General features: G+C 73.3%; 7 protein-coding genes. 5 read left to right on the top strand and 2 right to left on the bottom strand.

What is annotated here, in order from left to right:
* Positions 1-18: 18 nt before the first annotated feature.
* Positions 19-2,547: an ATP-dependent helicase HrpB gene (gene hrpB, locus AB0J86_RS15800; RefSeq protein ID WP_363857732.1), complete on the bottom strand. Its 2,529-nt coding sequence runs from the start codon at positions 2,545-2,547 to the stop codon at positions 19-21.
* Positions 2,548-2,735: 188 nt separating this feature from the next.
* Entirely contained in the window at positions 2,736-3,566 is an 831-nt protein-coding gene (locus AB0J86_RS15795) for a SigB/SigF/SigG family RNA polymerase sigma factor (RefSeq protein WP_363857548.1), read from the bottom strand.
* A 206-nt stretch (positions 3,567-3,772) separates the two neighbouring features.
* Here AB0J86_RS15795 and AB0J86_RS15790 point away from each other — a divergent pair, with 206 nt between their 5' ends.
* The 5 genes from AB0J86_RS15790 (at position 3,773) to AB0J86_RS15770 (ending at position 15,805) form a co-directional block, all read left to right on the top strand.
* Positions 3,773-4,396, top strand: a complete 624-nt coding sequence (locus tag AB0J86_RS15790; protein ID WP_363857546.1) for an NTP transferase domain-containing protein — start codon at positions 3,773-3,775, stop codon at positions 4,394-4,396.
* A 224-nt stretch (positions 4,397-4,620) separates the two neighbouring features.
* Positions 4,621-7,464: a LamG domain-containing protein gene (locus tag AB0J86_RS15785; protein ID WP_363857545.1), complete on the top strand. Its 2,844-nt coding sequence runs from the start codon at positions 4,621-4,623 to the stop codon at positions 7,462-7,464.
* Between the two features lie 19 nt (positions 7,465-7,483).
* Entirely contained in the window at positions 7,484-13,699 is a 6,216-nt protein-coding gene (locus AB0J86_RS15780) for an RHS repeat-associated core domain-containing protein (protein ID WP_363857543.1), read from the top strand.
* Positions 13,700-13,931: 232 nt separating this feature from the next.
* Entirely contained in the window at positions 13,932-14,603 is a 672-nt protein-coding gene (locus tag AB0J86_RS15775; protein WP_363857541.1) for a hypothetical protein, read from the top strand.
* Positions 14,604-14,695: 92 nt separating this feature from the next.
* Entirely contained in the window at positions 14,696-15,805 is a 1,110-nt protein-coding gene (locus tag AB0J86_RS15770; RefSeq protein WP_363857540.1) for a methyltransferase, read from the top strand.
* Positions 15,806-16,166 lie beyond the last annotated feature (361 nt).

Genomic DNA, 16,166 nt, shown 5'->3' with positions numbered 1-16,166 from the left:
CAGGCCCGGGGCCGCGTCCTAACCGGGGACCTCCGGCCAGGCGTGGCGGGGGTAGCGACCGCGGAGTTCGGCGCGGACCCGGGGGTATCCGGTACGCCAGAAGGAGGCCAGGTCGGCGGTGACCGCCGCCGGCCGGCCCGCGGGCGAGAGCAGGTGCAGCAGGACCGGTACCCGACCGCCGGCCACCCGGGGCGCGTCCCGCCACCCGAACGTGTCCTGGAGCTTCACGGCGAGCACGGGCGAGGCCGGGTCGCGGTAGTCGAGCCGCCGCCGCGACCCGTCCGGCATGGTGACCCGCTCCGGCGCCAGCTCGTCCAGCTGGCCGGCCTGCGGCCAGGGCAGCAGCCGGCGCAGCGCCGCCGCGACGTCGACGCGGGCCAGGTCGGCCCGGCGCCGGGCGGCGGCGAGTTCCGGCCCGAGCCACTCGGGCGCCGCGGCCAGCAGCGCCTCGTCGCCGACCTCGGGCCACGGGTCGCCGAAGGTCTGCCGGAGGAAGGCGAGCCGGTCCCGCAGCGACCTCGCGGCCGGCGTCCAGGTCAGCAGCGACAGGCCGACCCGGCGCACGCCGTCGAGCAGCGCCTCGGCCACCCGCTGCCGGTCCGGCCGGGCCAGCGGGCGGTCGACCAGGACGAGCGCGCCCAACCGTGCCACGTCCCGGGCGGTGACGTCCCCGTCCGTCCAGGCGATCTCCTGCTCGTGCCGGAGCAGCGGCCCGCCGGCCTCGCGGGCGACGGCCTCGTCGATCACCGCCGCGAGCCGGACCTGGGCGCCGCTGCGGCCGGGGGCGCGGTCGGCGACGGCGATCGCCAGCCAGGGCGAGCCGGTCAGCGCGGAGCCGGGCGCCAACTCGGCCGCGGTACCGCCGGCCATCAGGTACGTGCCGCCGCCCTCGCGCCGCCGCCGGGCCAGCCGCTCCGGGTAGGCGAGACCGACCAGCAGGCCGGCGGCCAGGTCGTCGGGGAGCCGCCGCGCGCCCGCCCGCCCGCGCCCTGTCGCGTCCGGCCCTGTCGCGTCCGGTCCTGTCGTGCCGGGGTGCGTCGCACCGGGCTCGTCGGTTTCCGCGCCGGCGGCACCGGCGGCGGTACGCAGCCGCCGCACCTCGGCCCGCCAGCGGGCGCTCGCCCCGGCGTCGACCCCGTCGCGCAGCCGGCGCCAGCCGGCCACCAGGTCGTCCCCGGGCGTGCCGGCCTCCTCGGAGAGCAGGGCGACCACCTCCGCCGCCCGGCGGGTGCCGATCCGCCCGGCGCCGTCGAGCAGGGCCCGGGCCAGGCGCGGGTGCGCGCCCACGGCGGCGATCTCCCGGCCCCGCGGCGTCACCCGGCCCGCCTCGTCCAGCGCCCCGAGCGCGCCGAGCGTGGCGCGGGCGACGCGCAGGGCGGCGGCCGGCGGGGGATCGGGCAGCGCCAGCCCGGTGCCGTCCGGATGTCCCCAGCAGGCCAGCTGGAGGGCGAAGCCGGTCAGGTCGGCCAGCGCGATCTCCGGTTCCGCCTGCGGCGCCAGGTGCGCGTGGGTCGCCTCCGACCAGCACCGGTAGACCCGGCCGGGCGCCTCGCGGCCGGCGCGTCCGGCCCGCTGGGTGGCCCCGGCGCGGGAGACCGGTACGGTCACCAGCGCGCCGAGCCCGCGGCCCAGGTCGGTACGGGCCTGCCGGCTCAGCCCGGCGTCGACGACGATCCGTACCCCGGGCACGGTGAGGCTGCTCTCGGCCACGGCGGTGGCGAGCACCACCCGGCGCCGCCCGCCGGGGCGCAGCGCGGCGTCCTGCTCCCGGCTCGACTGCCGGCCGTGCAGCGCGAGCACGTCGACCTCGTCCCGCACACCGGCGAGGCGCCCGGCCAGCCCGGAGATCTCGCCCGCCCCGGGCAGGAAGACCAGGACGTCCCCGTCGGCCTCGCGCAGCGCGCGCCGTACCGTGGCGGCGACGTGGTCGAGCAGCCGGGGGTCGACCCGCAGCCCGTGCGGCGCGTCCACCGGTCGGGGCGGCGGCGCCCAGACGACCTCCACCGGGTGCGGCGCCGACTCGGCGCGGATCACCGGGGCCGGGTCGGTGGCGGTACCGACGACGGCGGCGAAGCGCTCGGCCGCGAGGGTCGCCGAGGTGGCGAGCAGCCGCAGCTCGGGGCGGAGGGTGGCGCGTACCTCGGCGGCGAAGGCGAGCGCCAGGTCGGAGTCGAGGTGCCGCTCGTGGCACTCGTCGAGCATCACCACGGCGGTACCGGCGAGTTCGGGGTCGTGTTGCAGGCGCTGGACGAGCAGCCCGGTGGTGACCACCTCCACCCGGGTACGCGGCCCGACGCGCCGTTCGCCGCGCACCGCGTACCCGACGCGGTCGCCGACCTGCTCGCCGAGGAGCGCCGCCATCCGGCGGGCGGCGGCGCGGGCGGCGATCCGGCGCGGCTGGGAGACCAGCACCCGGCCGTCGAACCGTTCGGCGAGCGCCAGCGGTACCAGGGTGGTCTTGCCGGTGCCGGGCGGCGCCACCAGCACGGCGGCGCCGGCGTCCCGCAGCGTCCCGGTGACCGTCGGCAGGACGTGGTGCACCGGCAGCGTGGTCGCGTCCTCGGGCAGCACCCGGCAAGTCTCGCACCGCCGGACGGACGGGCCGTCGCCGCGCCGGCACACGGCGCCGGGCCGCCCGTGCGAGGGGGTCGGCCGCCGATGGCGGCAGATGCCGACGGGGCTGCCGGCGTCGCACATGGTGTGCGGCGCCGGCAGCCCCGTCGGCGTTGCGACGCTCAGTACGTGTCGCCGAGCTGGCCGCGGAGCTTGGTGAGGGCGCGGGCCAGCAGGCGGGACACGTGCATCTGGGAGACGCCGATCTGCTCGGCGATCTGGGACTGGGTCATGTTGCCGTAGAAGCGGAGCGTGAGGATCTTCTGCTCCCGCTCGTCCAGGGTGGCGAGCGCCGGCCCGAGCGCGACGCGCAGCTCGGCCAGCTCGAACTCGCCGTCCTCGCCGCCGAGCAGGTCGCCCAGCTCGGTGGCGCGCTCCCCGTCGCCGGTCGGGGTCGAGAGGGAGACGGCGTTGTAGGCGCGGGCGCCTTCCAGCCCCTCCAGGACCTCTTCCTCGGTGAGCTTCAGGTGGGCGGCGATGTCGGCGACCGTCGGGGAACGCCCGAGCGTCTGCAGCAGCGAGCTGTTCGCCTCGGAGATGCTCAGCCGCAGCTCCTGGAGCCGCCGCGGCACCCGGATGTCCCAGGTACGGTCGCGGAAGTGTCGCTTGAGTTCGCCGATGATGGTCGGGATGGCGTAGCCGGCGAAGTCGACGCCGCGGCTGGGATCGAACTTGTCCACGGCCTTGATCAGACCGACGGCGGCGGTCTGGGTCAGGTCGTCGGTGGGCTCCCCACGGCCGCTGTAGCGGTTCGCCAGGTGCTGGGCCAGCGGCAACCATGCCTCGATCACCTTGTCCCGCAGCGCGGCGCGGGACGGGTGGTGGGCCGGCAGCGCGGCCATCGCCTGGAGTAGTTCGGTGGCGCTGTCGGCGAGAGTGCTCGCGTCGAGCGTGATGTCTTCCGTGGTCGATGCCATGGTGGTGCGCTGGCCGACCTTCGTTGGCGCGGTCATGGTGGTCCTCCCTGCACCTCGTCCGCGGAATATGGGCAAACGCGGTAAGTCGTACGTTGGTGGAGCGCATGCTCCTCTGTTCAGAGACCTACGTTAACCCGGGGGGTCAGGAAAAGCTAGCCGAAAGTACGATGTATAAAGCGCGTGTCTCTGGACAAATCGGGCAAGGCTGCGAGGTTTTCTGCCGTGAACTACCCTCCAAAGCCATGACAGTGCGCCGGCCGGGCGGATCCGCGGCGGTTCCGTGGGCCACCGGACCGGCCGTGGCCGGGCTGGTCCTCGCCGCCGGCGGGGGCCGTCGCTACGGAGGACCGAAGGCGCTCGTACGGCTCGACGGGCGGCTCCTGGTCGAGCGGGCGACCGTCACGGCGCGGGACGGCGGCTGCGACCCGATCGTCGCGGTGCTCGGCGCCGCCGCCGGTACGGTACGCGCCCGCGCCGACCTGACCGGCGTCGTACCGGTGGAGAACCCCGACTGGGCCACCGGCCTCGGCTCGTCGCTGCGGGCCGGGCTGGCCGCCCTGCGCGAGACCGACGCCGTCGCGGTGGTGGTGCTGCTGGTGGACATGCCCGGCATCGGCGCCGAGGCGGTACGCCGGCTGGCCGCCCGCGCCGAGCCGGGCGCGCTCGCCGTCGCCGGGTACGGCCCCCGCACGGGGCACCCCGTCCTGCTCGGGCGGGACCACTGGGCCGGCGTGGCCCGGCTCGCCGCCGGCGACGTCGGCGCCCGGCCCTACCTGCGCGAGCACCGGGCGCTGGTCCGGGTCGTACCGTGCGACGACGTGGCCGACGACACCGACCTCGACACCCCGCCCGCGCCGTCGGCCTGAGCACGGCACGGCCGTGGCCTGAGCACGGCGGCGTCGGCTCGAACACCGCCCGCGCCGCCAACCTGAGCACCACATGGCGGCGCGCGTGCGCGTCCGCTCCGCCCGGTATCGCCACTCCTGTCGGGTGCGGAAGTGGACACTGTCCGCTTCCGCCCTCTCCGATCGATCTCCTCAACTTGCTCAATTCAGGTTGAGGGCGATCGACGTGGGAGGTCGGCGTGGGAATGTGGACTCGAAGAGGCTGGCGGCCGCTGCTCGCGTCGCTGCTCGCGGTCCCGATGCTGGTGGCGGTTGCGGGCGGACCCGCGGCGGCGGATCCCGCCGGCCCGGCCGACGGGACCGGGTATCCGGCCGGCCGGGCACCGGCGGAGCGCGCCGCCGGCCGGGCACCGGAGGGCGTGGTCGAGCAGGCGCCGGACGAGGCGTCGGCGCGGGAGCGGGCCCGGCGTACCGGGCGGCGCGTCGAGGTGACCGGCCTGCGCACCGACACCCGGGAGGTGTACGCCAACCCGTCCGGGACGATGCTGCTGCGCGCCTACGCCCGGCCGGTGCGGTCGGTGGCCACCGCGGCGACGAACCTCTACTACCCGTCGGTCAAGTCGGCCTGGGGCTACGTCGAGCAGAGCTACTCGGGCACGCCGTTCTACAACAACAAGGAGGTTGCCCGGGTCGGGTACTTCAACGACCGCTCCATCGGCGAGTCCGACACCTTCCGGTCGATGTTCCGGATGGACATCGCCCCGGTCACCGGCGGGCAGATCTTCAGCGCCACCTTCTCGGCGTACGAGACGTACTCGTGGTCCTGCGAGGAGCGCGGCGTGGAGCTGTGGGAGATCGGCGTCTTCGGCAGCGGCACCACCTGGAAGAAGCAGCCGACCTGGCTGCGCAACCTGGAGACCCGGAACGAGGCCAAGGGCCGCAGCGGCTGCCCGGCCGGGCCGGTCGAGTTCAACGCGATGGCGGCGGTGGCGGACGCGGCGGCGGCCGGCCAGCCCACGGTCAACCTGGGCCTGAAGGCCACCGACGAGAAGGACAGCTACGGCTGGAAGAAGTTCCAGAACAACCCGACGCTGACCATCGAGTACAACTCGATCCCGGACGTGCCTACCGCGCTGCGGGTCGCCCCCTCGTACGTCTGCGCGGCGAGCGCCGACGCCGCCCCGGCCCAGTCGGACACCACGCCGACGCTGACCGCCGCGCTGAGCGACCGGGACAGCGCACAGCAGATCGTCTCGGCCGGCTTCGAGCTGTCCCGGGACGGCGCCACGATCTGGACGTACCAGACGCCGGCCAAGCAGGCGGGCGGGGTAGCCGTGACCACACCGGCGCTCGTCGACGGCGCCACCTACGCGTTCCGGGTACGCGCCGACGACGGCATCGCCCAGGGCCCGTGGAGCGACTGGTGCTACTTCCGGGTCGACGTCACCGCGCCGAACCTGGTGCCGGTGGTGACCTCCAGCGCCTACCCGGAGGCGGACCCGGCGAACCCGGTCCGCTCCGGTGGGGTCGGCAAGCCCGGCAGCTTCACCTTCTCGGCGGGCGGCATCGCCGACATCGCCGGCTACCGGTACGACGTGGACAACCCGCAGCCGACCAGCACGGTGACCGCGGCGGCGGACGGTACGGCGACGGTCTCCGTCACGCCCGGCCCGTCCCGCAGCACCCTGCGCACCCTCTACGTGCGCAGCGTCGACGCGGCCGGCAACCTCAGCGCGGTACGGGCGTACGACTTCTACGTCAACCTCGCCGCCGGACCGGCCGGCTACTGGCGGATGGACGAGGCGAGCGGCACCACCGTCGCGGACGCCAGCGGTGGCGGTCGCGCCCTGACCGTCACCGGCGGGACCCGTACCGCCGGCCGGCTCGGCACCGGGGCCGACCCGGGCGAGACGGCGTACACCGACCGGACGCTGACGCTCAGCGGCTCCGGCCAGTACGCGGCGACCGGCGGTCCCGTGGTCCGTACCGACACCAGCTTCTCCGTCTCGGCCTGGGTACGGCTGAAAACGAACACCGCCAACGCGACCGTGCTCACCCAGCCCGGCACCACCAACGGCGGCTTCCAGCTCTACTACTCCACCGCCTACGCCAACTGGGTCTTCAACCGGCACGCCACGGACGCGGCCGACCCGCCGATCATCCGGGCGGTCTCCGGCGTGCCGTTCCAGCTCAACCGCTGGACGCAGCTCACGGGCGTCTACGACCTGTCGGCGCGGCAGTTGCGGCTCTACGTCAACGGGGCGCTCGCGGCCACCAACACGTACGACCAGGCCGCCTGGAACGCCACCGGACCGTTGCAGATCGGGCGGCTGAAGTACAACGGCGCCTTCACCGAGTACCTCCCGGGCGACGTCGACGAGGTACGGGTCTACGACCGGGTCCTCTACCCGGACGAAATCGCGGAGAACGCCAACCGGCCGGCGTCCCAGTTCGGCAAGTGGCTGATGGACGAGGCCACGGGAACCACCGTGAAGGACGCCACGGGCCGGAACCATCCGCTGACCGCCGCCGGCGGGGTCACCTGGGGCACCGACCGGTTCGGCGTGGCCGCCAACGCGGTGGTCACCAACGGCACCACCGGCTACCTCGCCACCACCGCCGGCACGGTCGAGACCGACCGCAGCTTCACGGTCGCCGCGTGGGTGAACCAGTCCGCGACCACGACCGGCTGGTCGACCATGGTGAGCCAGGACGGCTCCCGGCACTCCGGCTTCTTCCTCCAGTACAGCCCCACCGACCGCAGGTGGGCCTTCTCGATGCTGGACCGCGACGCCGCGGGCGCGGTGCCCACCCGGGTCTACTCCCGCGGCCAGGCCGTGCTCGGCAGGTGGACCCACCTGGTCGGGGTGTACGACGCGGCGGCCCGGCAGATCCGCCTCTACGTGGACGGCGAACTCGCCACCGCCAGCGCCTTCACCGGCACGTGGTCCGCCGGGGGCCCGTTGCAGGTCGGGCGCGCGAAGTACGACGGCGCGTACAGCGACTACTGGCCCGGCGCCATCGACGACGTACGGGTGTATTCCGGCGTCCTGACCCAGTCCGAGATCGACGACCTGGCGCTCTCCTGAGACCAGAAGGGGTTCCGCGATGAAGATCCGATGTCGACGATGGGGCGTGCCGACGCTCGCGCTGTCGCTCGTGGTGTCGCTGGCGGCGGCACCGCAACGAGCCGAGGCGGCGAAGCCGTCCTGGGCCGCCGTACCGAAGGACCGCTCCGTACCGGGCGCGAAGGCCAAGCTCGCGCCGCTGCCGAAGGACGACCCGCCGGCCGCGCCGGTGAAGGCGCTGGCCAAACCGACCTGGCCGGCGGCCGGTTCGGCGACGGTGGAGCTGCCGGCCGCCGCGACCGTGGGCACGACGGCCACGGCCGACACCGCCCGGGCCGCCGCGCCCGTGCGGGCCGGCACCCTGCCGGTCTGGCTCGCCCCGGCCGCCGCGCCGGCGGGAAAGGCGGGCGGAGCCGCGCCGGCCGAAAAGGCGGCCACCGCCGCCGGGCCGATGCGGGTACGCGTGGACCTGCTCGACCACGCGGCCCTGGAGCGGACCGGGCTGCACGGTCTGGCCGTACGGCTCGCCGCCCAGCGGGGGAGCGGGCCGGCCAGCGTCTCGATGGACTACGGCCCGTTCGCGGGCGCGTTCGGCGCCGACTGGGCCACCCGGCTGCGGTTCGTGCCGCTGCCGGAGTGCGCGCTCAGCACGCCCGAGTTGCCGCAGTGCCGGCCGGGCGCCCCGATCGCCACGCGCAACGACGTCAAGACCCGGCGGGTCACCGCCGACCTGGGCGCCTCGGCCGCGCCGACCACGTACGCCCTACTGGCCGGGGAGAGCGGTCCGGGCGGCGACTACTCGGCCACCTCGCTGTCGCAGTCGGCGACGTGGCAGGTCAGCCCGCAGACCGGCGCCTTCTCCTGGTCGTACGAGATGGACGTGCCGCCGGGGCTCAACGGCCCGGAGCCGAAGCTCTCGCTCTCGTACAACTCGCAGGGCGTCGACGGCCGGACCGCGTCGACGAACAACCAGCCGTCCTGGGTCGGTGAGGGCTTCGACCTGTGGTCGGGCTACATCGAGCGGTCCTACGTCTCCTGCAAGGACGACGGCTCGCCCGGTACCGGCACGATCAAGCGCGGCGACTTCTGCTACGCGTACGACAACGCGACCATGTCGCTGAACGGCTCGGCGACCGAGCTGATCCCGGACGGCACGGGCAAGTACCGGCCGAAGAACGACGACGGCTCGAAGATCGAGCACCTGACCGGGGCCAGCAACGGGGTCAAGAACGGCGAGTACTGGAAGGTCACCACCGCCGACGGGACGCAGTACTACTTCGGACGCAACCAGCTCCCCAACGGCGGCCCGGTGACCAACTCGGCCTGGGACGTCCCGGTCTACAGCAACAACCCGGGTGAGCCCTGCTACAACGCGAACTTCGACAGCGCGATGTGCACCATGGCCTGGCGGTGGAACCTCGACTACGTGGTGGACCCGCGCGGCAACGCGCTGGCGTACCTGTACGCCAAGGAGACCAACTACTACGCGCGGAACACGAAGACCTCGACGGCGTACACCCGGGGCGGCTACCTGACCGAGGCCCGCTACGGCCTGCGGGACAGCGCGCCCGGGGCGCAGGCCCCGATGTTCGTGAAGTTCGTCGTGTCGGAGCGGTGCGAGCCCACCGGCACCATCACCTGCTCCGACGCGCAGTTCACCAGCGCGAACGGGCAGTACTGGCCGGACGTGCCGGTCGACTCGAACTGCAAGCAGGGGGCCACCTGCTACGCGGCCAGCCCGTCCTTCTGGTCGCGCAAGCGGCTGGCGTCGGTGGACACGTACGTCTGGAACGGCGCGGCGCGGCCGGTGGACAGCTGGGTGCTGCGTACGGAGTTCATGGACAACGACGCGTCCACCCCGTCGCTCTGGCTCGACGGCATCACGCACAAGGGCAAGGCGGTGAGCGGCAGCGAGCTGAGCCTGCCCGAGGTGACCTTCACCCGCAAGCAGTTGCCGAACCGGGTGGACGGCCAGGAGAACATCCCACCGATGGTCAAGAACCGGGTCCTGGCCATCACCTCCGAGTCCGGCGGGGTGACCTCGGTGGACTACTCGGACCAGGACTGCGCGGTCGGGTCGTTCCCGGCGCCGGACGCGAACACGACCCGCTGCTACCCGACCTTCTGGACGCCGGACGGCAACACCGCGGCGACCCAGGACTGGTTCAACAAGTACGTGGTGGACCAGGTCGTGCAGGACGACCGGATCGAGGGCTCGACCGACGACGTGACCAGCTATCTGTACCGGGGTGATCCCGGTTGGCACTTCGCCGACGACTCCGGCCTGGTCAAGCCGGCGGAGAAGACCTGGTCGCAGTGGCGCGGCTACGGAACGGTGCTGGTCCGCGACGGTGCTTCGACCGAGCAGCAGAAGGAGACGGAGTACCGGTACTACCGGGGCATGAACGGCGACAGGCTCGCGAACGGGGGCACCCGTACCGCCACGGTGGTCGACAGCGAGGGCCGGGCGCTGCCCGACGACTCCCAGTTGCAGGGCTTCACCCGCGAGGAGATCGAACGGGACGGACCCGGCGGTACGGAGATCTCGGGGAAGATCAACGACCCGTGGACGTACGGGCCGACCGCGACCCGCACCGCGAGCTGGGGCACGACCAGCGCGTACCGGGTCAACATCACTAAGGTGCGGACCCGGGTGCCGCTGGCCGCCGGCGGAGTGCGCCGCACCGAGGCGACCACCACGTTCAACGCGGACGGCCTGCCCGAGGTGGTGGACGACGCGGGCGACGTCGCGGTGAGCGGCGACGAGAAGTGCACCCGCAACACGTACCTGCGCAACGACAGCATCGGCATGCTCGCCGTGCCGAGCCGGGTCAAGACCGACGCGGTGCCCTGCTCGGCCGGCAGCGTCAGCATCACCGGCGCCGCGGCCGCCGAGCAGGTGATCTCCGACGAGCTCACCTCCTACGACGGCCAGGCGTTCGGGGTGGCCCCGACCAAGGGGCTGCCGACCAAGACCGAGACGCTCAGTGCCGGCTCGACGTACACCACCACCGAGCGGAAGGTCTACGACCAGTACGGGCGGGTGACCGAGGAGTACGACTCGCTCGGCAACAAGAGCACCACGGCGTACACGCCGGCCAGCGGCGGACCGGTCACGAAGACCGTCTCGACCGACCCGAAGGGCTTCACCACCATCCGGGAACTGGACCCCGGGCTGGGCCAGGAGACCGCCGAGGTCAGCCGGAGCGGCAAGCGCACCGACTTCCAGTACGACGGCCTCGGCCGGCTCACCAAGGTCTGGCTGCCGGGTCGGGACAAAAACAGCCAGACGCCCAGCGAGGAGTACGGCTACCGGGTCGGCGTCGACGGCATGACCACGATCACGACCCGGCAGTTGCGTGACAGCGGCAGCGGCTACAACGAGAGCTACGAGATCTACGACGGGCTCCAGCGGCCGCGCCAGGCGCAGCACCCCGCCCCGGGCGGCGGTCGGGTCGTCACCGACCAGTTCTACGACTCCCGGGGCAACGTCGTCCGCAAGAACGACCCCTACCCGAACGACCAGCCGGCCAGCCCGGACCTGTTCCTGGTGCCGGACGCGCAGGTGCCCGGGCAGACCCGGTACGTCTACGACGGCGCCGGCCGGGTACGGGAGGAGATCTTCCTGGTCAACGGCGTGGAGAAGTGGCGCACCAGCACCAGCTACCAGGGCAACGCCGTGACCGTGGACCCGCCGGACGGGGAGACCCCGACGACCACGATCGTCGACGCCGGCGGGCAGACCACCGAGCTGAGGCAGTACCAGGGCGACAGCCCCACCGGCGCGTACGACTCGACGAGGTACACCTACACCGCCGAGGACGAGATCGCCACGGTCACCGATCCGGCCGGCAACGTCCGGCGGAACAACTACGACCTGCGTGGCCGGCTCGTCTCGACGGAGGAGCCGGACGCCGGCACGACCACCTACACCTACGACGACGAGGACCGGATCACCAGCAAGCGGGACAGCCGGGGCCGGACCATCACCTACAACTACGACAACCTCGACCGGCTGGTCTCCAGCTACGAGGGCGGCACGCAGCTGACCGGCTACGTCTACGACACCCTCGTACCGGGGCTGGTCACGTCGAGCACCCGCTACGTGGACGGCAAGGCGTACACGGTCGCGGTGACCGGCTACGACGAGGCCGACCGGCCGACCGGGACCCGGTTCACCATTCCGGCGGAGGAGGGCTTCGGCAGCACGCCGATCGAACTCACCACCGGCTACAACCTCGACGGCACGCTGGCCAAGGAGGGCTTCCCGGCGCTCGGCGGCCTGCCCGCGGAGACGGTCCGGCACGAGTACGACGACCTCGGCATGCCCACCACGACCTACTCCAACCTGGGCAGCTACGTGACGGAGACGGTCTACGACAAGCTGGCCGAGATGACGCGAAGCGTCTACTCGACCGGCGCCAAGAGCGTCGTACGCACCTACGTCTACGAGGAGGGCACGCGCCGGCTCAAGCAGACCGTCACGGAACGCGACGCTACGCCGCAGCGCATCGGAGACACGCGCTACGACTACGACAAGGCCGGCAACATCACGAGCATCGTCGAGGCCCCGCCGGGACAGAAGGCGGACAACCAGTGCTTCGACTACGACTACCTGCGCCGGCTCGTCGAGGCCTGGACCCCGGGCAGCGGCGACTGCCGCACGGCGCCGTCGGTGGGCGGCCTCGACGGCCCCGCCCCGTACTGGACCTCCTACACCTACGACAAGGTGGGCAACCGCACCAAGGAGGTGCAGCACTCCGCCGCGGGTGACACCACCCGCACCTCCACCAACCCGGCGGCGGGCGGCTCCCAGCCGCACACGCTCAGCTCGGTCGCCATCGCCGGCCCGTCCGGCGCTCGCACCGACACCTTCGCGTACGACGTGGCCGGCAACACCACCAGGCGGACGGTGAACGGGTCGACGCAGGCCCTCGACTGGGACGTCGAAGGACACCTCGCGAAGGTGACCGAGGGCACCAAGGTCACCAGCTACGTCTACGACGCCAGCGGGAACCGGCTCATCCGGCGCGACCCGAGCGGCACCACCCTCTACCTGGGCAACGAGGAACTCACCGTCTCCGGCGGCAAGGTCAGCGGCCTGCGGTACTACCAGCACGCCGAGGACGCGGTCGCGGTCCGGACCGCCACCGGGCTGAGCTTCCTGCTCAGCGACCACCACAACACCGACGAGATGAGCGTGGACGCCACCACGATGGCGGTCACCCAGCGGCGGTTCGACCCGTTCGGCTCGGCCCGGGGACCGCAACCGCAGTCCTGGACCGGGGACCGGGCCTTCGTCGGCGGCACGTACGACCCGTCGACCGGGCTCACCCATCTCGGCGCGCGGGAGTACGACCCGGTCAACGGGCGGTTCATCAGCCTCGACCCGGTGGTGGACCAGGAGGATCCGCAGCAGCTGCACGGCTACGCCTACGCCAACAACAGTCCGGAGACGTACTCCGACCCGGACGGCAAGTGGTTCGGCAGCAGCCTGTGGAAGAAGGCCCAGGCCGCGTACCGGGCCTGGCTGCGGTGGAAGGCGCAGCAGGCGGCGTGGCGCGCCTGGCTGATCAAGAAGGCCCAGGCGGCGGCGAAGGCCGCGCTGAAGAAGGCCAAGCAGATGTACCGCAAGCACGTGCCGAAGAGCATCCGCAAGGTCGTCCACAAGGTGGCCCAGCGGGTCAAGAAGGACATCAGAACCTTCAAACACGTGGTCAAGAAGGCCGCGAAGGCCGTGGCGAAACAGGCGGTCGCGCAGGCGAAGGCGTACAAGATGGCGGCCAAGTGGGCCTGGGCGCACAAGCAGCAGATCTACACGGTCGCGAAGATCGTGGTCGGCGTGGTCGCCCTCTTCACCTGCACCATCTGCGCGATAGCCGGTTACGCGGCGCTGGCCTTCTCGGCCTACGACACGGCTGCCGCCGGGGTGAAGCTCGCCAAGGACCCGTCCGGGCAGAACTTCGCCAGCTTCGGGTTCAACGTGCTCGGCTTCGCGACCTTCGGGGTGGCCTCGAAGTACCAGAACGCGCTACAGGAGTCGAAGCAGCTGGTGAAGACCACCCAGGCGATAACCGGTACCGCGTCCCGGGCCGATCCGGCGATGGGGCCGGCGATGCAGAACCTGGACCACGCCCGGGTCGCGTTCGAGCGGGCGCGGGTCGTCACCGGCGGCTACGAGTTCACGCACTTCACCGTCAACACGATCGAGGACGTGAAGGGGTCGTTCAACCTGAGGCCGTTGGTCGGGAAGTGACCCGGTCGTGGGGCCCCCCGCCCGGGGGGGGGGGGGGGGGCCCCCCCCCCCCCCCCCCGCGGGGGGGGGGGCCGGCCCCCCCCCCCCCCCGGCCGTGCCCGGGTGGCTCGCCACCCGGGCACGGTGTCGCTCCTCGGCCGGAACGGCGGGCACTGTCAACTATCCGTCGTTGTTTCCCCATAGGGCCCGCCGTAGCGTCTCGGTCACGCCGTGCTCCAGCTGGAGGTGCCAGGTGACCGAACTCGTCGGCCCGCAGCTCGTCGTCAACAGCCGGATGATCTACTTCGGCTGGCTGCCGGCCGACCCGGACGCCGTCGCGGCCCTGGTGCCCGACGGGCTGGCGCCCGCGCCCGACCGGCAGGTCTTCATGAACCAGTACGTCGTGGACGACCCGGCGCAGACCTCCGGCTTCGGCGCGTACTCGCTCACCTACCTCGGGCCGGACCTGGCCGGGCTCGACGCGCCCGACGGGGTGACGCCGGGGCGGTGGTGGAGCCACTACCTGAACTCCAGCCCGGCCGTGCGCGACTACGCGGTGGCGCGCGGCGTGCCGGCCACCCCGGGCCGCACCACCATCGAGGTACGCGGGCACACCCTGGTCGCCACGACCGAGGCCGACGGCGTACCGCTGATCCGGACCACGGCCCGGGTCGGCCGTACGGGCGACGCGGTCAACCGGGGCCAGCTGCGCTACCTGACCGAGCTGGACGGGCGGCGGATCAGCGGGATCTACCCGTTCGTGGCCGAGCCGGTCGACCCGTTCGAGATCGAGTCGCTGGAGTTCCTCGTGCCCGACCACCCGGCGTACGCGCTGCGGCCGGCCAACCCCCTGCGGATCGTCTGGGGTTTCTACTCGCCCCGGTCGTCGTTCGCCTACCCGGGCGGCGAGTCGGTCCTGCCTTGACCGGCGCCACCGGCGGGCGCGGCCCGATCCGCTGGCGCCTCACCGGTCTCGGCGGGCGGACCCGCCGCCGGCCACCGGCATACGGTGGAGCCATGAGCGAGCTGCGCCGCGAGTACGTGGAGGCGCTGCGCCGCGAGGGCGCCCTGCGCCGCGACGACGTGGCGGCCGCGTTCGGCCGGGTGCCCCGCGAACTCTTCGTCGCCGACGGCTTCTACGGCCGCGACGGGGTGCTCGTCACCCCGGAACATCCGGACTTCCCGGCGGCGGTCTACCGCAACGACGTGCTCGTCACCAAGGTCGTCGACGGGGCCGCGGTCAGCTCGTCGAGCCAGCCCTCGCTGATGGCGGCGATGATCGAGTCGCTGGAGCTGGAGCCCGGCATGCGGGTGCTGGAGATCGGCGCGGGCACCGGCTACAACGCCGCGCTGATGGCCGTGCTCGGGGCGCGGGTCACCAGCGTGGACGTGCAGCCGGACGTGGTCGAGCGGGCCGCCGCCGCGCTGGCCCGGGCCGGTACCGGCGACGCCGTCCGGGTCCGGCTCGGCGACGGCTACCTCGGGGACCCGGACGGTGCGTCGTACGACCGGGTGGTGGCGACGGTCGGGGTGGCCGGCGTCTCCCCGTACTGGCTGGCGCAGCTCGCGCCGGACGGGTTCGTCCTCGCCCCGGTCGGGCACGCCGGCACCCACCCGGTGCTGCGGGTACGCCGGCGGGCCGACGGTACGGTCACCGGCCGGGGCGTCCTGCCGGCCGGTTTCATGCGGGCCGCCGGCCCGCTCTCGGCCCGTTACCCGTGGGCGCATCCCGAGCCGGTGGCCGACCGGGTGCTGGCGGAGCCGACGGTGAGCCGGCCTGGGTGCTGGGAGCCGCCGCTGGAGGCGTACCGCTACTACGACCTCTGGTTCGCGGCCGGCGTCTGGGACCGGCGGGTGACCTTCGGCGCGGTCGCCGGCGTGCGGGGTGCGGGCGGCTGCCTGCTGCTCGACCCGGCCGGCGCCGGCGGGGCGGGGCTGCTCGCCGACGGCGCGGTGCACGGCGCCGGCGCCGAGGCCGAGCGGTACGCCGACGCCGCCGTCGCGCTGCGCGACCGTTGGATCCGCGAGGGCGAGCCCCGGATCGACGAGTGGTTCGCCGACCTGCCGTCGGCCGGCGAACCCGACCGGCCGATCCACGTACCGCATCACTGGCGCCGCTCGCCCTAGCGCCCCCGCGTCGGGATTTCCGCGCAGGGGTTTCCGCGGCGGGGTTTCCGCGGCGGTTACCGCGCAAATACAGGGAAAGAGTGGCCTCGGCGCGTCCGCGAAGGGCCTCTTTCTCGGCAACTGTGTGGATCACGCGGGCCGGTGCGGACGCGGGGACCGGTGGGGCCGCTGTGGCTGGCGGGAGTCCGGGCCGCCGAGGCGGCGCGAGGCTACACCGAATAAATGCGGGCAGCCGGGTTTCCATCCCGCCAGACCGGCAAATCCTAGACCGGGTTGCGGAAACCGGTGCGCGGGCGAGCTTTCTGCGTCACCATGCGCGGCCCGCGAGGACGGCGACGTCCTCACGGTGGGGCACGCCGGC

This window comes from Micromonospora sp. NPDC049559 (genome assembly GCF_040676675.1).
Classification (GTDB): Bacteria; Actinomycetota; Actinomycetes; order Mycobacteriales; family Micromonosporaceae; genus JBFAPK01.
Note: the sequence above shows the minus strand (reverse complement) of the source record. Positions and strands in the feature narration are given on the sequence as shown.